Source organism: Rhodoplanes sp. SY1 (genome assembly GCF_046000175.1).
Taxonomy (GTDB): domain Bacteria; phylum Pseudomonadota; class Alphaproteobacteria; order Rhizobiales; family Xanthobacteraceae; genus Rhodoplanes.
On the sequence record NZ_JBEOMB010000049.1, the window covers coordinates 53,906 to 73,065 of the forward strand.

General features: G+C 69.7%; 15 protein-coding genes. 4 read left to right on the forward strand and 11 right to left on the reverse strand.

The window, feature by feature from the left end; translation table 11 throughout:
• The first annotated feature begins 264 nt into the window (after positions 1-264).
• The 4 genes from hpnC (at position 265) to shc (ending at position 5,303) form a co-directional block, all read left to right on the forward strand.
• Positions 265-1,179, forward strand: a complete 915-nt coding sequence (hpnC, locus tag ABTU92_RS14395; protein WP_408091740.1) for a squalene synthase HpnC — start codon at positions 265-267, stop codon at positions 1,177-1,179.
• A complete protein-coding gene (gene hpnD, locus ABTU92_RS14400; RefSeq protein WP_408091742.1) occupies positions 1,176-2,024 on the forward strand; it encodes a presqualene diphosphate synthase HpnD in 849 nt (282 codons plus the stop codon). Before hpnC ends, hpnD begins: the two co-directional genes overlap by 4 nt.
• Positions 2,024-3,259: a hydroxysqualene dehydroxylase HpnE gene (gene hpnE / locus ABTU92_RS14405; RefSeq protein ID WP_408091744.1), complete on the forward strand. Its 1,236-nt coding sequence runs from the start codon at positions 2,024-2,026 to the stop codon at positions 3,257-3,259. The genes hpnD and hpnE overlap by 1 nt, the downstream gene beginning before the upstream one ends.
• Before the next feature lie 115 nt (positions 3,260-3,374).
• The gene (shc, locus tag ABTU92_RS14410) at positions 3,375-5,303 is read left to right on the forward strand and encodes a squalene--hopene cyclase (protein WP_408091788.1); all 1,929 of its coding nucleotides are present in this window, start codon (positions 3,375-3,377) and stop codon (positions 5,301-5,303) included.
• Between the two features lie 87 nt (positions 5,304-5,390).
• Here shc and ABTU92_RS14415 read toward each other — a convergent pair whose 3' ends face one another.
• The 11 genes from ABTU92_RS14415 to ABTU92_RS14465 form a co-directional block, all read right to left on the reverse strand.
• Positions 5,391-6,128, reverse strand: coding sequence for a NapC/NirT family cytochrome c (locus tag ABTU92_RS14415; RefSeq protein WP_408091746.1), 738 nt, complete (start codon positions 6,126-6,128; stop codon positions 5,391-5,393).
• 64 nt (positions 6,129-6,192) lie between these two features.
• Complete coding sequence (locus ABTU92_RS14420) at positions 6,193-6,678, reverse strand: nitrate reductase cytochrome c-type subunit (protein WP_408091748.1); 486 nt, start codon at positions 6,676-6,678, stop codon at positions 6,193-6,195.
• Between the two features lie 28 nt (positions 6,679-6,706).
• Positions 6,707-7,687, reverse strand: coding sequence for a quinol dehydrogenase ferredoxin subunit NapH (gene napH / locus ABTU92_RS14425; RefSeq protein ID WP_408091750.1), 981 nt, complete (start codon positions 7,685-7,687; stop codon positions 6,707-6,709).
• On the reverse strand, positions 7,684-8,439 hold the full coding sequence (gene napG, locus ABTU92_RS14430) for a ferredoxin-type protein NapG (protein WP_408091752.1): 756 nt from the start codon (positions 8,437-8,439) through the stop codon (positions 7,684-7,686). The genes napH and napG overlap by 4 nt, the downstream gene beginning before the upstream one ends.
• 42 nt (positions 8,440-8,481) lie before the next feature.
• Complete coding sequence (gene napA, locus ABTU92_RS14435; RefSeq protein ID WP_408091754.1) at positions 8,482-11,001, reverse strand: nitrate reductase catalytic subunit NapA; 2,520 nt, start codon at positions 10,999-11,001, stop codon at positions 8,482-8,484.
• Between the two features lie 2 nt (positions 11,002-11,003).
• Positions 11,004-11,300: a chaperone NapD gene (locus ABTU92_RS14440; protein WP_408091756.1), complete on the reverse strand. Its 297-nt coding sequence runs from the start codon at positions 11,298-11,300 to the stop codon at positions 11,004-11,006.
• Positions 11,297-11,491, reverse strand: coding sequence for a hypothetical protein (locus tag ABTU92_RS14445; RefSeq protein WP_408091758.1), 195 nt, complete (start codon positions 11,489-11,491; stop codon positions 11,297-11,299). Before ABTU92_RS14445 ends, ABTU92_RS14440 begins: the two co-directional genes overlap by 4 nt.
• A 512-nt stretch (positions 11,492-12,003) precedes the next feature.
• Entirely contained in the window at positions 12,004-14,436 is a 2,433-nt protein-coding gene (locus tag ABTU92_RS14450; protein WP_408091760.1) for an alpha-amylase family glycosyl hydrolase, read from the reverse strand.
• Positions 14,437-14,635: 199 nt separating this feature from the next.
• A complete protein-coding gene (locus ABTU92_RS14455; protein ID WP_408091762.1) occupies positions 14,636-15,334 on the reverse strand; it encodes an EthD family reductase in 699 nt (232 codons plus the stop codon).
• A 154-nt stretch (positions 15,335-15,488) separates the two neighbouring features.
• Positions 15,489-17,036: a type 1 glutamine amidotransferase domain-containing protein gene (locus ABTU92_RS14460; protein ID WP_408091764.1), complete on the reverse strand. Its 1,548-nt coding sequence runs from the start codon at positions 17,034-17,036 to the stop codon at positions 15,489-15,491.
• Between the two features lie 33 nt (positions 17,037-17,069).
• Entirely contained in the window at positions 17,070-19,118 is a 2,049-nt protein-coding gene (locus tag ABTU92_RS14465; RefSeq protein ID WP_408091766.1) for an AGE family epimerase/isomerase, read from the reverse strand.
• Positions 19,119-19,160 lie beyond the last annotated feature (42 nt).

Genomic DNA, 19,160 nt, shown 5'->3' on the forward strand with positions numbered 1-19,160 from the left:
CAAGGCCCTGCATGCTTTGAACTTCAGACGCCTTGCAGCACTCGAACATTTGCGCTGTCGCTCGCGCGCGCTGCTCCAGTTGGTCCGGCCCGGGTGATGCGGCCCGCTCTTCGGCCAGTCGCTGGTCCACGCGCGGGCATCGATTCATCAACAAGGGCCTGCCGGTCGCGTCATGACCCCGATCTTCGCCCCCGACTCCGTCTTTGCGCGCCGCCGCTCGGGCGCCCTGCCGAACCGCGAGATCGCATCGTGCGAGATCCGATCGTGACCACGACGGCCGCCGATCTGCGATCCGGCAAGGGATCGCACGACGAGAATTTCCCGGTCGCGTCGTGGATCGTGCATCCGCGCCACCGGCCGGCGATCCTCGCCTTCTACGAGTTCGTCCGCGTCGCCGACGACATCGCCGACCACCCCACCCTGCTCGAGGCCGACAAGCTCGCCTATCTGGACCGGCTGGAGGGCAGCCTGCTCGGCCGCGGCGCGAGCGAGCCGGAGGGCGTCGCGCTCAAGATCGCGCTCGCCGACCGGGCGCTGTCGCCGCGCCACGCGCGCGACCTCCTCACCGCGTTCCGGCTCGACGTCACCAAGCGGCGCTATGCCGATTTCGACGACCTGATCGACTATTGCAGCTACTCGGCCATGCCGGTCGGCCGCTTCGTGCTCGACGTGCATGGCGAGCGCGGCACCACCTGGGACGCCAACGACCGGCTGTGCGCCGCGCTCCAGATCATCAACCACCTGCAGGACTGCGCCAAGGATTTCCGGGCGCTCGACCGTGTCTACATCCCGCTCGACACCTTCGCGGCCCATGGCGCGGCCGTGGAGGATCTGGGCGCCGCGCAGGCGAGCCCTGCCCTCAAGGCCTGCATCGCCGATCTCGCGGCGAAGACCGACGGCCTCCTCGCCGAAAGCCGGGTGTTCTCGTCGCTGATCCGTGACCGCCGCCTCGCGCTCGAGGTCGCCGTGATCCAGACGCTCGCCGAGCGGCTGACCGCGCTGCTGAAGGTGCGCGACCCGCTGTGCGAGCGCGTCCACCTCGCCAAGCCGCAGGTCGCCGCGCTCGGCCTCCTCGGCCTCGTCAACGGCATCTTGGGGCGCTTCCGGCGCCCGCCCGCCGCGCCGGCCGCTCCGGCCACCCCCGCGGCCGACCCCGCGAACCCGCGACGCCAGCCATGACCCAGCTCGCCGTCCATCCCGAGGAGACCGAGCCCGTCGCGTCGCGCCGCGCCGCCGGCAGCTCGTTCTACTTCGCCATGCGCATGCTGCCGCGGGCCCGCCGCGACGCCATGTTCGAGATCTACTCGTTCTGCCGCTACGTCGACGACATCGCCGACTCCGAGGCGCCGCGGGCCGACCGCATCGCCGCGCTGGAGCGCTGGCGGCGCGAGCTCGACGAGGTCTATGCCGGCCGGGTCGCGCCCGAGCACCGCGGCCTCGCCGCCGCGATCGCCGAGTTCGGGCTGCGCAAGGAGGACTTCATCGCCATCATCGAAGGCATGGAGATGGACGCGGCGGCCGATATAAGGGCGCCCGACCTCGCCACCTTCGATCTCTACTGCGACCGTGTGGCGAGCGCCGTCGGGCGGCTGTCGGTCAAGGCCTTCGGCATGGGCGAGCCGGACGGCGAGCAGCTCGCCCACCATCTCGGCCGCGCCCTGCAGATCGTCAACATCCTGCGCGACATCGACGAGGACGCCGAGAACGGCCGCCTCTATCTTCCGCGCGAGCTTCTGGACGAGGCCGGCATCACGACGACCGAGCCGCGCGCCGTCGCGGCGCATCCGGGCGTCGGCCAGATCGGCCAGGCGCTGATCGAGCGGGCGCGAAGACACTTCGAGGCGGCCGACGAGATCATGGACCGCTCGCCGCGCTGGATGGTCCGCGCCCCGCGCATCATGGGCAAGGTCTATCGGGCGATTCTCGACGACCTCTCGGCCCGCGGCTTCGATCAGCCGCGCGAGCCCGTGAAGGTCAACAAGCTGTCGCTCCTGCTGATCGTGCTGCAGTACGGGTTCGTCTGATGGTGGGCGCCGTCCACATCATCGGGGCCGGCCTCGCCGGCCTCGCCGCGGCGGTGCGCCTGGCCGGCAGCGGCCGCCGCATCACGGTGCACGAGGGCTCGAAGCAGGCGGGCGGGCGCTGCCGCTCCTATCACGACGCGGCGACCGGCCTCTACATCGACAACGGCAATCATCTGCTGCTGTCCGCCAACCAGGCCGCGCTCGACTACGCCGCGACGCTCGGCACCGCCGACCGCCTGCACGGGCCGGCCGAAGCAGCGTTCGACTTCTTCGATCTGCGCACCCGGACCGGCTGGCGGCTGCGGATCGACGACGGTCGCATCCCGTGGTGGATCTTCGACCCGCAGAAGCGTGTCCCCGGGACAAGTTGGCGCGATTACGTCGCGCTGGCGAAACTGATGTTCACCGGTGAGCGGCCGCTCGGCGAGGTGATCCCGTGCAAGGGCGCGCTCCACGAGCGGCTGATCGAGCCCCTGATGGTCGCGGCGCTGAACACCGCGCCGCCGGTCGCCTCGGCGGCGCTCGCCCGCAACATCGTGCGCGAGACGCTGGCGAAGGGCGGCGCCTGCTGCCGGCCGTTGGTCGCCACCGGCGGGCTCGGAACCGTGTTCGTCGAGCCGGCGCTCGACCATCTGCGCGCCCGTGACGTCTCCGTGCTGATGACCCACGAGCTGCGCGCCCTCGTCACGCAGGGCGACCGCGTCACCGCGCTCGACTTCGGCGACGAGACGATCGCGCTCGGCCCCGACGACGCCGTGATCCTCGCGGTGCCGGCCTGGACCGCGACCGCGCTGGTGCCCGGGCTGGCGGCGCCGACCGAGTTCCGCTCGATCCTGAACACGCATTTCCGCACCGTCGCGCCGCCCGGAACGCCGCCCCTGGTGGGCGTGATCGGCGGCACGGCGGAGTGGATCTTCGTCTTTCCGGACCGCGTCTCGGTGACCACCTCGAACGCCGACCGCTTCATGAAGGAGCCGCGCGAAAAGCTCGCGCAGACGATCTGGGACGACGTCCGCTCCGTGATCCGCCTCACGGACGAGGCGCTGCCGGCCTGGCAGATCGTGCGCGAGCGGCGCGCCACCTTCGCGGCGACGCCGGAGCAGAACGCGCTGCGACCCGGCCCGCGGACCGCGTGGAGGAACCTGGCGCTGGCCGGCGACTGGACCGACACCGGCCTGCCCGCGACCATCGAGGGCGCGATCCGGTCCGGCAACACGGCCGCCGCGCTGATCTGACGCCGCGCCGACCCGAGCACGACCCCGAACAAGAACACGATCGAGAAACGAGAGCAGTCCGATGCGAGACGTGACCACCTTGGCCGACGCCACCCCGATCACCGGGTCGACCCTGATGGCGGCGCTCGAGACCCACATCCGGAAGGCGACGGACGCGCTCCTGTCCTATCAGCAGCCGGACGGCCACTGGGTGTTCGAGCTGGAGGCGGACGCGACCATCCCGTCCGAATACGTGCTGCTCGTCCATCATCTCGGCGAGACGCCCGACCTCGAGGTCGAGCGCAAGATCGGCGTCTATCTGCGCCGCATCCAGGGCGAGCACGGCGGCTGGCCGCTGTTCAAGGATGGCGACTTCGACATCTCGGCGAGCGTGAAGGCCTATTTCGCGCTGAAGATGATCGGCGACGATCCCGAGGCGCCGCACATGCGCCGCGCCCGCGAGGCGATCCTGGCACACGGCGGCGGCTCGCGGGTCAACGTGTTCACCCGCATCCAGCTCGCCCTCTACGGCGTGATCCCGTGGACGGCCGTGCCGGTGATGCCGCCGGAGGTCATCTTCCTGCCGCGCTGGTCGCCCTTCACCATCTGGAAGGTCTCGTACTGGGCGCGCACCACCATCGTGCCGCTGCTGGTGCTGCAGACCCTGAAGCCGAAGGCCCGCAACCCGCGTGGCGTGACGATCGACGAGCTGTTCCTCGAGCCGCCCGCGACGGTCGGCCCGCCCAGCAAGGCGCCGCACCAGAGCTGGTGGTGGTTCCTGCTGTTCCGCGGCATCGACGGCGTGCTGCGCGCGATCGACCCGCTGATGCCGCGCGCCCCGCGCCGCCGCGCCATCGAGGCGGCGCTCGCCTTCGTGCGCGAGCGGCTCAACGGCGAGGACGGGCTCGGCGCCATCTATCCACCGATGGCCAACTCGGTGATGATGTTCGACGTGCTCGGCTTCCCGCCCGAGTATCCGGAGCGCGCCGTCGCCCGCCGGTCGATCGAGAAGCTGCTGGTCGTCGGCGACGAGGAGGCCTATTGCCAGCCCTGCGTCTCGCCCGTGTGGGACACGGCGCTGACCTGCCACGCCCTGCTGGAAGCCGGCGGCGAGAAGGCGGTCGAGAAGGCCCGCAAGGGTCTCGACTGGCTGAAGCCCCTGCAGGTCCTCGACCTCGAGGGCGACTGGGCGGTGACGCGGCCCGGCGTGCGGCCGGGCGGCTGGGCGTTCCAGTACGTCAACGCCCACTACCCGGACCTCGACGACACCGCCGTCGTCGTGATGGCGATGGACCGGGCCCGCACGGCCGGCGGGGACGGCCGTTTCGACATGGCGATCGACCGCGGTCGCGAATGGGTGCTCGGCCTGCAGAGCAAGAACGGCGGCTGGGCTGCCTTCGACGCCGACAACACCTACACGTATCTCAACAACATCCCGTTCTCCGACCACGGCGCCCTGCTCGATCCGCCGACCGAGGACGTCGCGGCGCGCTGCGTCTCGATGCTGGCGCAGCTCGGCGAGACGCCGGAGACGAGCCCGGCGATGGCGCGCGGCATCGCCTATCTGCGCGAGACGCAGCTTCCCGACGGAAGCTGGTACGGCCGCTGGGGGCTGAACTACATCTACGGCACCTGGTCGGTGCTGTGCGGCCTCAACGCCGCCGGCCTCGGCCGCGACGACCCGGCGGTGCGCAAGGCGGCCGACTGGCTGATCCGCATCCAGAACGTCGACGGCGGCTGGGGCGAGGACGGCACCAGCTACAAGCTCGACTACAAGGGCTGGGAGCCGGCGCCCAGCACCGCGTCGCAGACCGCCTGGGCGCTGCTCGCCCTGATGGCGGCCGGCGAGGTCGATCATCCGGCCGTCGAGCGCGGCGTCGCCTATCTGGCCCGCACCCAGAACCACGAGGGCCTGTGGGACGAGGAGCGCTACACCGCGACGGGCTTCCCGCGCGTGTTCTATCTCCGCTACCACGGCTACCGGAAGTTCTTCCCGCTGTGGGCGATGGCGCGCTACCGCAACCTCAAGCGCTCCAACGATCGCCGCGTGGCGTTCGGGATGTGACGCCTTTCGCCTCCTGATCACGTCGGAGGCAGATCCCTCTCGCACCCGCGCGGGCGAACGCGCCCGCGCGACAGGCTTCGCGGCCGCTCAGCGCGCTGCGACGCTGCCGCCGGACGGCGCGGTCGCGGCCGGCGCGCCCTTGCCGTTGGCGCCGTTGGAGAGCTCGCGCCACAGCTTGTCGGCCGCCTCCTGGGCACCGGGCGGCAGCCGGTGGGCGATGCCGCGGTGGCAGTCGATGCAGGTGTTGGCGTTCTTCACCGCCTGCTGATGGTTCTCGGCCGATCGCTTCTCCTGCACGGACCAGTCCATGTGGATGAAGTCGTGGCAGTTGCGGCACTCGCGGCTGTCGGTCGTCTTCATGGAGCGCCACACATTGGTGGCGAGGTGCAGGCGGCGCGCGTTGAACTTCTCCGGCGTGTCGATGGTGCCGAGGATGTGCTGCAGAAGGTCGTTCGAGGCCTGGACCTTGCGGATCATCTTGTGGGTCCAGTCCTTCGGCACGTGGCAGTCGGTGCACACCGCGCGCACGCCGGTGCGATTGGTGTAGTGCACGGTCTGCCGATACTCGCGGAAGACGTTCGCCTCCATCTCGTGACAGGAGATGCAGAACGCCTCGGTGTTGGTCGCCTCGATGGCGGTGTGGAACGCCCCCCAGAAGGCGATGCCGCCGAGGAACCCGCCGATCAGCAGGGCGCCGAGCGAGAGCGTGCCGGACGGGCTCCAGAACCAGCGCCACAGGCGGCGCAGCCGGCCCGGTGGTTTCGCAGGCGTTCCGGAGGCGGCATCGGGCGCCGCGGGAGCCGGTTGCGCGGGTTGGTCGGTCATCGGTCGCATCCTCGTCCTGCCGCGCCACGGGCGCGCGGTGGCGCGCGCCGGCGATGGCGCGCCGTCACTTCACTTCGGTGGCGTTCTGGAAGGTGCTGGAGACGAGCGGCTTGGCGTCGAGCTGCGGCACGTGGCACTGGGTGCAGAAGAACCGCGTGCCCGAAATCTTGTCGAGGCGGTTGCCCTCGCGGTCGTTGTAGTGCGTCTCGGAGACCTTCGGGGCGCCCGCCTTGATGTTCGCCGGCCAGTCGTGACAGGTCATGCACTGGTTGAAGTCCTTGGTGACCTGATAGGTCTCGATCCGGTGCGGGATCAGCGGCGGCTGCTGGCGATAGGCGCGGCCGAACATGCCGTCGGACGGCGTGTCCTGCTTGACCACCGGCGGCGCCGTGCCGATCTCCTCGAGGCCGACGTCGCCGCGCAGGCTCTTGAGCGAGGTGCGCTCCTGCGCGAGCCCCATCCCGCCGGTCGCGGCGAGAAGCGCGACGAGCGTCGCGACGAGGGTCGCCATCAGGGCGACGCGCCCGGCTCGGGTTCGCGGTTCGGCCATCGTTGCCCTCCATCGGTGTGTCATCGGATCAGACCTTCTCCAGCGTCGCCGGGGAGTCGGGCCCGGCGACCGGCGGCGACGGCGGCGGGGCCGCGTCGACGCCCCGATCGAAACGGTGGGTGAACGTGAAGACGCGCTCCGGGCAGACGTCGACGCAGCGCCCGCATGTCGTGCAGTCGCCCGAGAGGATCACCGGGGTCGCGTCGGCGCGCCCGCGCAGCGCCGGCGCGATGACGTGATTCTCGGGACAGACCGCGAAGCAGTCGAGGCAGTCGTCGCAGCGCGCCCGGCCGCGCGCCGAGACCCGCAGCAGCGTCGCCTTGCCGATCAGGCCGTAGGCGGTGCCGACCGGGCAGACATGGCCGCACCAGCCGTCACGCGCGACGACGAGATCGAACACGAAGATCGCGACGACGACAGCGAGGCCGGCGAGCGTGCCGAACAGGATCGCCCGGTAGATCAGCGTCACCGGATTGATCAGCTCGAACGCGATCGTGCCGGTCGCCGCTGCGGCGGCCAGCACCGCGACGGCGACCAGCCAGCGCGTCTCGCGCCGCATGGAGAAACCTTTCTCGACGCCGAGCCGGCGGCGCAGCCACGCGGCCAGATCCGTCACCGGGTTCACCGGGCAGACGAAGGAGCAGAACGTGCGGCCGCCGAAGATCAGATAGAAGCCGATCACGATCGCGACGCCGGTGAGCGCCGTCGTCTCCGGCCAGTGGCGCGCGGCGAGCGACTGCAGGACGACGAAAGGATCGGTGAGCGGCAGCACGTCGAAGGTGAGGCTCGCGGCGAGCGTGCCCTTGGCGATCCACACGCCCGCGAACGGGCCGGTCAGGAACAGCGCCAGCACGCCGAGCTGGGTCAGCCGGCGCAGGATCAGCCAGCGGTTCGCGGTCCAGACGCCGTGCAGCCGGCGCGCCTCGCGGCCGGGAACGCGCGCCGCGGCGCGGGCCGCGCCGTGAGACGCCGATCGAGTCGGAGTGGCGGCCGGAGCGCCGGCGCTCATGGCTTCACCTCCGGCAAACGGTCCGGCAGGTCGATGATGCCGGGCACCAGCTCGCGGCCGGCCTTGCGCTTCTCCTCCCAGCCGCGGCGGTAGTGCTCGTCCTGTCGACCTACCGCGAGCTTCACCGGCAGCACCTTGATGGCGGCCTCGGTGAGAACGCAGGACTTCTCGCACTTGCCGCAGCCCGTGCAGGCGTCGGCATGGACGACCGGCTCGAACACGGCGTGCCTGCCGGTGCGGCGGTTGTGGGTCTGCTCCAGCGTGATCGCCTTGTCGATCACGGGGCACACGCGATAGCAGACGTCGCAGCGCAGCCCCTGCAGATTGAGGCAGGTGTCGCGCGACACGATCACGGCGACGCCCATGCGGGCCGCCGTGATGTCGACCAGGCTCTTGTCGAGTGCGCCGGTCGGGCACGCCTTCACGCACGGGATGTCCTCGCACATCTCGCACGGAATGCCGCGCGCCTTGAAGAACGGCGTTCCGCCGGCCGGCCCGGCGGCGAGATCGGCGAGCTTCAGCGTGTCGTAGGGGCAGGCGCGCACGCACAGCCCGCAGCGCACGCAGGCGGACAGGAACTTCGCCTCGGGCAAGGCGCCGGGCGGCCGCAGCGCATCGGCCGGCAGCGAGCGCGACTGGCCGGAGAGAACCGCGAGCCCGAGCCCGCACGCGCTCGCGCCCACCGCCGTGCGCAGGGTGGCCTGCACGAAGCGGCGGCGGGTCGGGGTCTTGCGGTCGGTCTCGGTCGGCATGACCAGGCTCTGATGCTCACGAACGACGGTGCGGGCGGCCGATCAGATCGGCACGACCTTGCAGGCCGCCTTCTTGAAGTCGGTCTCCTTCGAGATCGGGCAGGTCGCGTCCAGCGTGAGCTTGTTGACCAGCTGGCCCTCGTCGAAGAACGGGATGAAGACGAGGCCCGGCGGCATCTTGTTGCGGCCGCGGGTCTCCACCCGCGTGATCACCTCGCCGCGGCGCGTGATCACCTTGACGGACTGGCCGCGCCTCAAGCCCCGGCTCTGCGCATCGTCCGGATGCATGAACAGCTGCGCGGTCGGATAGGAGCGGTGCAGCTCGGGCACGCGGCGCGTCATCGAGCCGGAATGCCAGTGCTCCAGCACGCGGCCGGTGCACAGCCACATGTCGTAATCCTTGTCCGGGCTCTCGGCGGCCGGCTCGTAGGGACAGAAGATGATGCGGGCCCGGCCGTCCGGCTTGCCGTAGAACTTCACGCCCTCGCCGGCCTTGACGTAGGGGTCGTAGCCCTCGCGGAAGCGCCACAGCGTCTCCTTGCCGTCGACCACGGGCCAGCGCAGGCCGCGCGCCTTGTGATAGATGTCGAACGGCGCGAGATCGTGCGCCTTGCCGCGGCCGAAGGCGGCATACTCCTCGAACAGCCCCTTCTGGACGTAGAATCCGAACGCCTGGGACTCGTCGTTGTCGAAGCCCTGCTGGGTCTCGGCGAGCGGGAACTTGTTGACGGCGCCGTTGGCGTAGAGCACGTCGAAGAGCGTCTTGCCGCGCAGCTCCGGCTTCTTGGCGATCAGCTCCTCGGGCCACACCTCCTCGACCTTGAAGTACTTCGAGAACTCGATGGTCTGCCAGAGGTCGGAGCGGGCCTCGCCCGGCGCCTTCACCTGCTGGCGCCAGAACTGGCCGCGCCGCTCGGCATTGCCGTAGGCGCCCTCCTTCTCCATCCACATCGCGGTCGGGAGAATCAGATCCGCGGCGAGCGCCGTGACGGTCGGGTACGGATCGGAGACGACGACGAAGTTTTCGGGGTTGCGGTAGCCCGGCAGGCCCTCGCCGCTCATGTTCGGCGCGGTCTGCATGTTGTTGGTGCACTGGACCCAGTAGGCGTTGAGCTTGCCGTCCTTGAGCATCCGGTGCTGCACGACGGCGTGATAGCCGATATTGCCCGGGATGGTGCCTTCGGGGAGCTGCCAGATCTTCTCGGCGACGGCGCGGTGCGCCGGGCTGGTCACCACCATGTCGGCCGGCAGGCGATGCGCGAAGGTGCCGACCTCGCGGGCCGTGCCGCAGGCCGAGGGCTGGCCGGTGAGCGAGAACGGGCCGTTGCCGGGCTCCGAGATCTTCCCCGTGAGCAGATGGATGTTGTAGACGAGGTTGTTCACCCAGGTGCCGCGAGCGTGCTGGTTGAAGCCCATGGTCCAGTAGGAGACGACCTTCTTCTTCGGGTCGGCATAGAGCCTGGCGAGCTTGACGAGCTTGTCGGGCTCGACGCCGGAGAGCTTCGCCGTGTAGTCCAGCGTGTATTTCGCCACCTGCTCCTTGTACTGATCGAACGTGATCTCACGCATGCCGGCCGGATCGATGGCACCGCCCTGCCCCGCCTTGTGCGAGGCGTTCTTGGCCGCCACCTCGCGCGGATCGGTCGGGCGCAGGCCGTAGCCGATGTCCTCCACGGTGTGGGCGAAGGCGACGTGCTTGCCGACGAAATCCTGGTTCACGGCGCCGTTCTGGATGATCCAGTTGGCGATGAAGTTGAGGATCGCGAGGTCGCTCTGCGGCACGAAGATCATGCCGTTGTCGGCGAGCTCGAAGCTCCGGTGCTCGAAGGTCGAGAGCACGTGCACCTCGCAGCCGTCGTGGGTGAGGCGCCGGTCGGTGAGACGCGACCACAGGATCGGGTGCATCTCGGCCATGTTGGCGCCCCACAGCACGAACCCGTCGGCGTGCTCGAGGTCGTCGTAGCAGCCCATCGGCTCGTCGATGCCGAAGGTGCGCATGAAGCCGGCGACCGCCGAGGCCATGCAGTGGCGCGCATTGGGATCGAGATTGTTGGAGCGGAAGCCGGCCTTGTAGAGCTTGGCCGCGGCGTAGCCCTCCCAGATCGTCCACTGGCCCGAGCCGAACATGCCGACCGCGGAGGGGCCGCTCTTCTTCAGCGCCGCCTTCCACTTCTCGGCCATGATCGTGAAGGCCTGGTCCCAGGTGATCGGCGTGAAGTCGCCGGTCTTGTCGTACTTGCCGTTGCGCATGCGCAAGAGCGGCCGGGTCAGCCGGTCCTCGCCATACATGATCTTGGAGAGGAAGTAGCCCTTGATGCAGTTGAGGCCGCGATTGACCGGCGCGTCGGGATCGCCCTGCGTCGCCACGACCTTGCCGCCCTTGACGCCGACCAGCACGCCGCAGCCGGTGCCGCAGAAGCGGCACACGCCCTTGTCCCAGCGGATGCCGTCGCCGCGGGCGACCTGCGCGTCCGCCGTCTCGGGGACCGTCACGCCGGCGGCGGCCGCGGCGGCCGCCACGGCGGCCAGCTTCATGGTGTCGCGTCGCGTCTGCTCGGACATGTTCAAGCCTCCATGACGTGCGGAGCCGCAGGGCCGCGGTCCGGATCGAATCCGTGATAGACGAGCGCCGCGGCGACGACTCCGGGCGTGCGATGGATGGTCTCGAGCCCGGACAGCGCGGTCGCCGTCTCGGTGTCCTCGAGCGTGACGATCAGCCGGCCGCCGTCGAGCACGGCGTGCAGCTCGCTGCCGGGAATCTCTTCCAGTGCCCGCGCGATCTCGTCCGCGCGCGCCGGCAGAGCGTGGACCAGCACGCCACAGACATTGGTGCCGCGGACACCCGTGTCGCTCTTCGTCATGACGTGACCTCTGGAGAAGCGGCGGCGTCCGCGCGCGCAATGGGCATGTCGGGGGGCAGCACGCTGGCGGTCAGCACGCCCGGAATCTCGGTCAGCGCCTGCAGGGTCGCGGCGACGACATCGGCCGGGACCTCGGCGATCAGGCGGCCGCGCGTCGGCTCGGAGACGCGAACGCCTTCGAGCGCGCTCACCGCGTCGCCGACGGCGCCACGGCGGGCGGGCGCCGCCTGGACGAGAATCGCGACGCGCGCGTCCCGTCTCGCGGATCGAGACGACGGCGGGCCGACGGCGCCGCGTCGCCAGCCACCGGTCAGGAAAAGTCGACGATCCAGGACGGCGGACTCGGAGGACGGAACGGCGGGCATGCAGTGCGACCTCGGCCGGGCGGAAGGCTGGGCGGGACACACGCGGGGGACGTGGACTGGCGCGGTAGTAGGCGACAGCGCGCAAAAGATCCTTGATCCCGGTCAGTCATCTTTCCGATTCCGGGAAATTGCCCATAACGGCAGCGCATTCAGACTATTATTTAGGCAAACTAGGTCGATGCCCCAGCGGTATCGCGGCGCGCTCGGCGCCGCACATACCGCCCGGTGAGGGACCGATCAGGAAACACCCCGATGTGGCGAAACGCCGCCCGGCACGCGCCGGCGGGCCTCCGTCCGTGTTTCGTAGCCCGTGACATCGTCTGCCAGACGGACCCCGGCTAGACGCGCTGCAGAACCGCGACGGCGTTCGCGGCGAGCCGCACCGTCAGGGCCCCATGGGCGCTCGCGACCCGGTCGGCGTTGATCATATCGCCGCCGCCGAACGCGGCCGCGTCGCTGTTCAGCACCTCGCGCCACGCGCCGTCGGTGAGCAGAGGATGCTGGATGCGATAACCGTCCGCGAAGGCATGATTGCTCAGGCTGGCGACGACGACGAGCTCCTGCCCGGCGTCGGCGCGGCGGAAGGCGAGCACCCGGTTGGCGTCGTGGACGTGCAGGATGTCGAGCGCGTGCGAGCGCAGCGCCGTCGAGCCCCGGCGCAGCGCGATGACGGCCCGATAGTACCGGAACAGCCGCGCGCCCTCGGCCTCCGCCAACGCCTCGAAGTCCTCCCGATGGGCGATGAAGTCGTTATAACGATAGGGTTCGCGCGCCCCGACCTCCTCGCCCATGAAGAACATCGGCGTCGCCGGCCCGAACAGCCCGAGGCCCGCGACCACGCGGGTGCGCCCCTCGGCGAACCCCCGCGTCGCGCCGATCAGCGGCGCACCGTTGACGGCCGTGACGATGGTGCGGGCCGAGAAGACCGTGTGCCCGTTCTCCTTGTAACTCGAGTTGCCGGCTTCGTCGTGCGACTCGTGATAGACGACGTGACCGCGCGCGCTCGCGGTCAGCGTGCCGGCGAACCATGTCATGTTCAGCGGCCGGTCGTCGCCGTAGCCGGCGAACTTCAGCAGCCGCGCACGCGCCGTGTCGTTGGTCGCGTCGCCGACGAGCTGATGGTAGAACTCGGCATACCAGGCGGCGTCGAAGCCGAGCCCGCCGGCGGCGGTCGGCTGCGTCACGGCCGGCCAGCCGGAGTGGTCCTCGGCGATCAGGATTACGTCGGGCCGCACCAGCCGCATCGTGCGGGTCCATTCGCGCAGGAACTTCTGACCGAAGGTCCTGGCGCCGTGCGCCGGACGTCCGTCCGCATGCAGCTTCGCATAGCCGTGCAGCGAGGTCGTCTGGTCGACCCGGAAGCCGTCGACGTGGAACTCGTCGACCAGCATGGCGGCCGAGGAGATGAACAGCTTCCTGACGTTCTCCTCCCAGAAGCGCGGCGCCCAGCCGGTCGATTCGTTGTCGATGTAACCGCCCTCCCGGAACGAGTAGTCCGAGGGCCGCCCCTCGTACCAGTACCAGATGTTGCGCTCGGGCGCGGTCGAGTCGTAGGCCCATTCGGCCCGCTCGGCGTCGGCGATGTAGTGGTTGTAGACGACGTCCATGATCACGGCGATGCCGTGGCGGTGGCATTCGCGCACGAACCACTTGAACTGATCACGTCCGCCGCCCGCGTACTCGATCGCGAGGTAGTGCGACGAGCCGTAGCCCCAGCTCGCCCAGCCTTCGTATTCGGCGAGCGGCATCAGCTCGACCGCGTTGACGCCGAGCCGACGCAGGTAGGGCAGGAACGCCATCGCGTCCGCCAAGGTGCCGCGCGGGCTCCGGCCGGCGGCGAGCCCGTCGACATGAAGCTCGTAGATGATCAGATCCTCGAGCCGGCGCGGCACCGGATTGTCCGGATCGTGCTCGTCCTGCCAGAACTCGTCCTCCTTGGTCCACCGGATCTCCGGAAAGGCGGGAGACTCGAACGTCGCCGTGACGTTGCCCGGATCGACGACGACCGAGCAGCTCTTGGTGCCGTCGAGGCTCTTGCGGCACCCGCACCAGGTCGGACCGCGAGCCGGATCGACATTGCCGCTGCCGATCTGGCAGCGCGAGAACAGGTCGGTGCGATAGGCGATCGAGCCGTCGTCGCGGGTGATGCGGTACATGTAGAGCGTGTGGTCGTACCTGTCCCAGACGCCGCCGTCCGGCAGCTCCGCCGCGACCGTCGTCCAGATGCCGCCGTCGTCGCGATGCATGGGCGTCGCCGTATCGAGGCCGCGCCCGTCGTCGAAGATGTAGCCGCCCTTCTCGTTGTTCGGCCCGGACAACGTCGCGCGCACCAGCTCGACATTGCGAGCGTTCGGCGCCCACACGGCGAAGCGCACCCGCGTGCCGTCGTCACCGAGCACCGGATTGGCTCCGAGCCGGCGACAATGGGTGAGGAAGTAGCGCTCGACCTGGTCGGGTCCGCGCAGCACGAACTCGCGGTGCTGATCGGACGACGACGCGACGCTCTGCTCGGTCGGCATCGCCGAGACGGTTCCGGCGATCGTCTCGGTGCTCACGCTCCAGCGCAGCGTCGCGCCCAGCGCGGCGTCGTCGAGCGCGACGGTGGCGCGGAACGCCGGGCAGCCGTCGTCGGCGACGAAAGGCTCCATCGCCACGCTGGTCCACTGCGCCGAGGGCCGGCCTCGATCGTCCCAGCTTCCGGCGAGCCTGACGTCGCGCAGCACGATATGGCGGAGCCCGGTGCGATACTCGAAATGGACGGGAATCGGCATGATGGCCTCCAGTGACATGGCCCCTTCTTCCCTCTCCCCGCGCGCGGGGAGAGGGTGGCTTGGACCGCAGGTCCGAGTCGGGTGAGGGGGCGCTTCCGCAAGGCAGAGACTCGCCGAGACGCCCCCTCACCCGACGTCCGCGCTGAACGCGCGAACGTCGACCTCTCCCCGCGCGCGGGGAGAGGTCGAGACCCTGCCGTCAGCGCCGCGGCTCCGGCCCGATGATCCAGTGCTCGCGCACCAGCATGCGATGGAGAAAGCGCGGCTCGGCGCAGCGGCGCCAGTCGGCGGCCAGCATCGCGCCCTCGATCGCGGCCTCGGCCGTGCCCACCGCGTCGGCATCGTCGAACCAGAGCTGCTCGACGCAATCGAGCGGCGCCTCGCCGATCGCGTAGGCGCCGTCGCGCACATGGCCCTGCTGATACCGTCGCAATCCCGGCAGGGCCGTCGCCAGCGCCGCATGCGGACCGAGCATGTGACTGCGGAAGTCACCGAGCGGCAGACCCTCGCGGCGCTTGGTCAGCACCAGCAGCAGCACCAGTGCCGCGCCGCGCACCTCCGGCGACCCGGGCAGCAGCAGATGCGCCGTGGTGTCGAGCCCGAGCGTGCGCCAGAACGCGGCCCAGCGCGGCTCGTCGGCGCGCGCGCCGTCGATGAACTCCGGCGACTGCAGCGAGGCGAGCTGCTCGGTCTCGTTGGCGAGCCATATTTCCGCGACGCCGCTCCACAGGGGCTCGGCCGTGTCGCCCGGCAGCGTGACGCGGGTGTCGACCTTGTATTTCTTGATCTGCGCGATGCGGCTCGCATAGCGCACCGCGTGCTCCTCGACCCAATAGCGCTGAAACGCCGCCTCGCTCAGGCCGGGCTTCGGGCTCGCGAAGATGAACTGGTGGATCATGGGTTACCCGCGAGGCTTCCGCCTTCACTCGTCATGGCCGGGCTCGTCCCGGCCATCCACGGCTTCTCCCGTTGCCGATATTCGAGCGCGGCCTTCGGCCGCCCGTGGATGCCCGGCACGAGGCCGGGCATGACGGCGGAGAGGACGGACCGGCTCACCACCCCCACCGCCGCAGCGGCGGGTCGCCGTCCAGCACCTCGATCAGCTTGCGGCCGGTGAGCGCGCTGTCCGGGGTCGAGCGGCCGGTGACGAAGGGCCAGTCGACCAGCACGCTGGTCGGGTGGCCGAAATTGCCGTGGAAGCCGCCGTCCGGGCCGGTCGCGTCGCGCAGGATGAACTCCAGCGGATAGGGCGGCGGCCCCATGTTGAAGTCGAGGAAGGTGTCGCGCGCCTTCACGAAGGCGGTGCCATCCTTGTAGTCGTACTCCAGGCAGTGCCCGGTCACGTGCTTGCCCCAGATGATGCTCTTGCGGATGTTCATGTCGCGCGCGAAGGCGAGGCAGGCGACGCCGTAGCACTCCGCCGCGATCGGCTTGCCGGCGTCGAGGAACGCCAGGATCACGTCGTGGACGCGCTGGTTGTTGACCATGTCGACGACCGGCCCGGAGCCGCCGACCAGCAGCACCGCGTCGTAGCGGGCGATGCTCTCGCGCGCCGCCTCGAGCGCCCGGTTGTAGGCCTCGAGCAGCCGCACGAAGGCGGGCGCCGAATAGTAGGGCCGCTCCGGGAACCAGGCGGCGAGCGAGATCGGGTGTTGCAGACGGGCGCCCTCCGGGGTGGACGGATCGTCGTAGCGCCGCACCTTGGCGGCCATCTCGGCCGACGTCACCGGGCGCTGCAGCGGCGGGTCGAAGAAGTCCGGATCCATGCTGACGGGGATCGCGTTCGGCCGCTTTCCGGTCGGCGTGCAGAAGTCGACCGTGTATCCGTCGCGATCGAACTCCTCGAGCGGCCCGATCAGCTCCTCGCCCCAGTAGCCCCACTCCGAGAGCATCACCAGCACGTGGCGTTTTCCGCGCGGTTCCGGCAGGGGTGGCAGCGGCGCGGTCGCGTCACGGGCGGGGCCGGCCAGGATCGCGTCCTTGATGGCGTCGACGAAGGCCTCTGTGGCGTGCCACGAGCTGTTGGTGACGAGGTCGCCGTCGACCACCACCTGATCCTTCTCCAGCGTGTTCGGCACGCAGGGCGTGTAGAGGCCGCCGGCGTTGATCACGTCGGCGATCAGCACCGAGTTGCAGATCACCCTGCGGCCGGCGAGCAGATCGGGCGCCGGGGTGAGCAGCCACAGGCCGTGGCACGCGGCGCCCTTGACGATCGCCTTGTTCTGCATGGCACGGCGGAAGAAGCGCGCGGCCGGCACCTCGCGCGCCACCTGCGCGGCGTTCGCGGCGGTGACGTCGCGACGCTCGCTCGCGCGCAGCCGCACGCTCGTGTAGTTCGCCGAGACGATCACGGCGGCGTAGTCCTCGAGCGCGACCTGGTCGACGTCCTTGTCGACGTCGATCCACTCGAGCGGGTCGACGACACCGGGCTCGACCGTCGAGTAGAAGCGCAGGCTCGGATTCCCCCACAGGCGCGAGACGAGCTCGACGGTCGCGCCGTAGGCGGCGAAGCATTCGCGGTAGAGGCGGATCTCGCCCGGGATGAACTGCGACTCGACCAGGACGGCGATCTTCTTGCCGGCGAGCGGGGCATTCGACATGACGGTCTCCTGTGCGGCGCGCGATCGAGCGGCTCAACCGACGGCGATCGCGTCGAACTGGACGACGAGCGCGATGGCGCCACCGTCCTGCGCCCCCGGCAGGTTGGCGAGCGAGATCTGGAAGTCGTCCGGGTTGGCGGGCTTGAGCTGCGCCGTCATGTCGATGCCGTTGACGACCACGCGCTCGATCGACAGCCGCCCGGGCGGCATGAAGTCCGGCAGCACGTTGATGGTCGTCTGACTCGGCGACGGACGGATCCGGAAATACAGGCAGAAGCCGTTGTCGGCGCCGTTCCCCGCGTCGACGAAGGTCCGCGTGTAGACATGCGCCAGATAGGCGAGCTCGAAGGCGTGGTAGCCGATCGCGTGGCTGCTCTTCATGCCGTACTGGCCGTCGAGGATCGGCAGCCCGTTCTCGGTGGTTCGGAAGTAGTAGCCTTGCCGCTCGCGATCGAGGAAGAACAGGTTCCAAAACGCCGAGCACTCGCGGGCGAGCTGCAGATAGCTGCTGTCGCCGACCGTGGCACCGTGCAGGATCAGATAGGCGAGGACGCCCTGCTCCTGCTGCCAGAAATCCTTGGTGGCGCCCCAGGCGAACTGGATCGGCATGCCGCCGGTAGGATGCCGCTCGACGCAATCGAAGATGCCGCCGCGCACCGCGTCGAGCCCGACCGTCGCCATGTCGTCGCCGAGCTTGCGGGCGACCTGCAGGAGGCGCTTGGCGTGATTGTCGTCGGCGGACGCCTGCGGCCCGTGGCCCATGGCCCGATGGCGGGCGGCGCGCATGTGAAAGTAGTTGGCGCAGCGCGTCAGGTTCCAGGCGATCTTCAGGTTGTGGCCGACCACGGCGCGGTCCTGCTGCCAGCGATACGCATGGTCGGGCGTCCAGTCGTCGTGGAACCGCTCGTTGACGTATTTCGAACTCGGATCCGGGAACTTCTCGACGATCAGGGTCGTCGTCTCCTCCAGGATGGCGATCGCCGTCTTGAGCAGCTCGGCGAGGTACGGCCTGGCGCTGCCGGCCGGCAGCGGCTCCAGCGTGATGATCAGATTGACCAGATAGGCCGGGATGTGGTCGCCGATCGAGTTCCAGTTCTTGCGCCGGCAGTTCTCGCCGAGCGCCGGCGTGTCGGGCCGCATCGTCACCGGGTCGAGATGCGAGTAGTAGCCGCCCTTGCCGGCGAAGCCCTTGGCGGTGGCGCTCGGCGGATCCCAGTAGAAGGCCTGGAAGCTCTGGATGGTGCGCCGGATGTCCTCCAGCACCTCGGTGTCCAGCGTGATGCGGTAGTACTGGGTGAGCCCGGCGATGGCGTAGATCTGCTCGTAGAGCGGAATGGTGCCGACGTCGTCCGGCCCCTGCGAGGCGAAGAACAGGCTCTCACCCTTCTCGCCCTCGGTGTGGCGGCGGCGTCCGTAAGCCCAGAAGCAGTACTCGCCGTCGTGGCTCGACGAGCGGAACGCCTCGCGCAGATACTTCACGGCCGCCTGGGCGGCGAGGAAGTAGCGTTCCGCCCCGGTGATCAGGAACGCCGTCGAAAGGTCGTAGAGCAGGCGCGACAGCACCGCGCATTCCTGCACGTTGTCGTCGACCGGCTGGCCCAGGATGTTGAGGTTGGTGCGGTAGAACTTGGCGAAGTCGTCGATCGTGTAGTTGCGGCGCTCGTCGAAGAGATGGTCGAGGATGCGGTCCGCCATCTGGGTGACCTGCACGAGCCACCAGTGGGTCTCCTCGAACAGGTAGCGGTCCGGGGCCGAGTGCAGCAGATAGACGGTGCGCGCCTCGAAGCGGGCGCGGTCGCCGTCCTCCTGGTAGAGCCCGGCGACGAAGACGGGCCGATCGCGCTGGATGTACTTGCGCAGTGCCATCTGCACGTCCGAGCCGGGCGGATCGGCGAGCGGATCGGGAACGCGATCGCGCGAGATCTGGTCGAGATTGGTGACCACCTGATAGCTCGTCGTCACCCCCACGAATGCGGTGAACTGGTCGCCGCTGCGGGCCTGGACCGTGAAGCTGCCGTTCGCCTCGTCGACCGCCCGAACCGTCCCCGCGATCGTGATGGTCTGGGTGAAGTTCTGCCGCATCGGCACCCTCCCTGCTGGCTCGGCCGGCTCGCGGCGACGCGC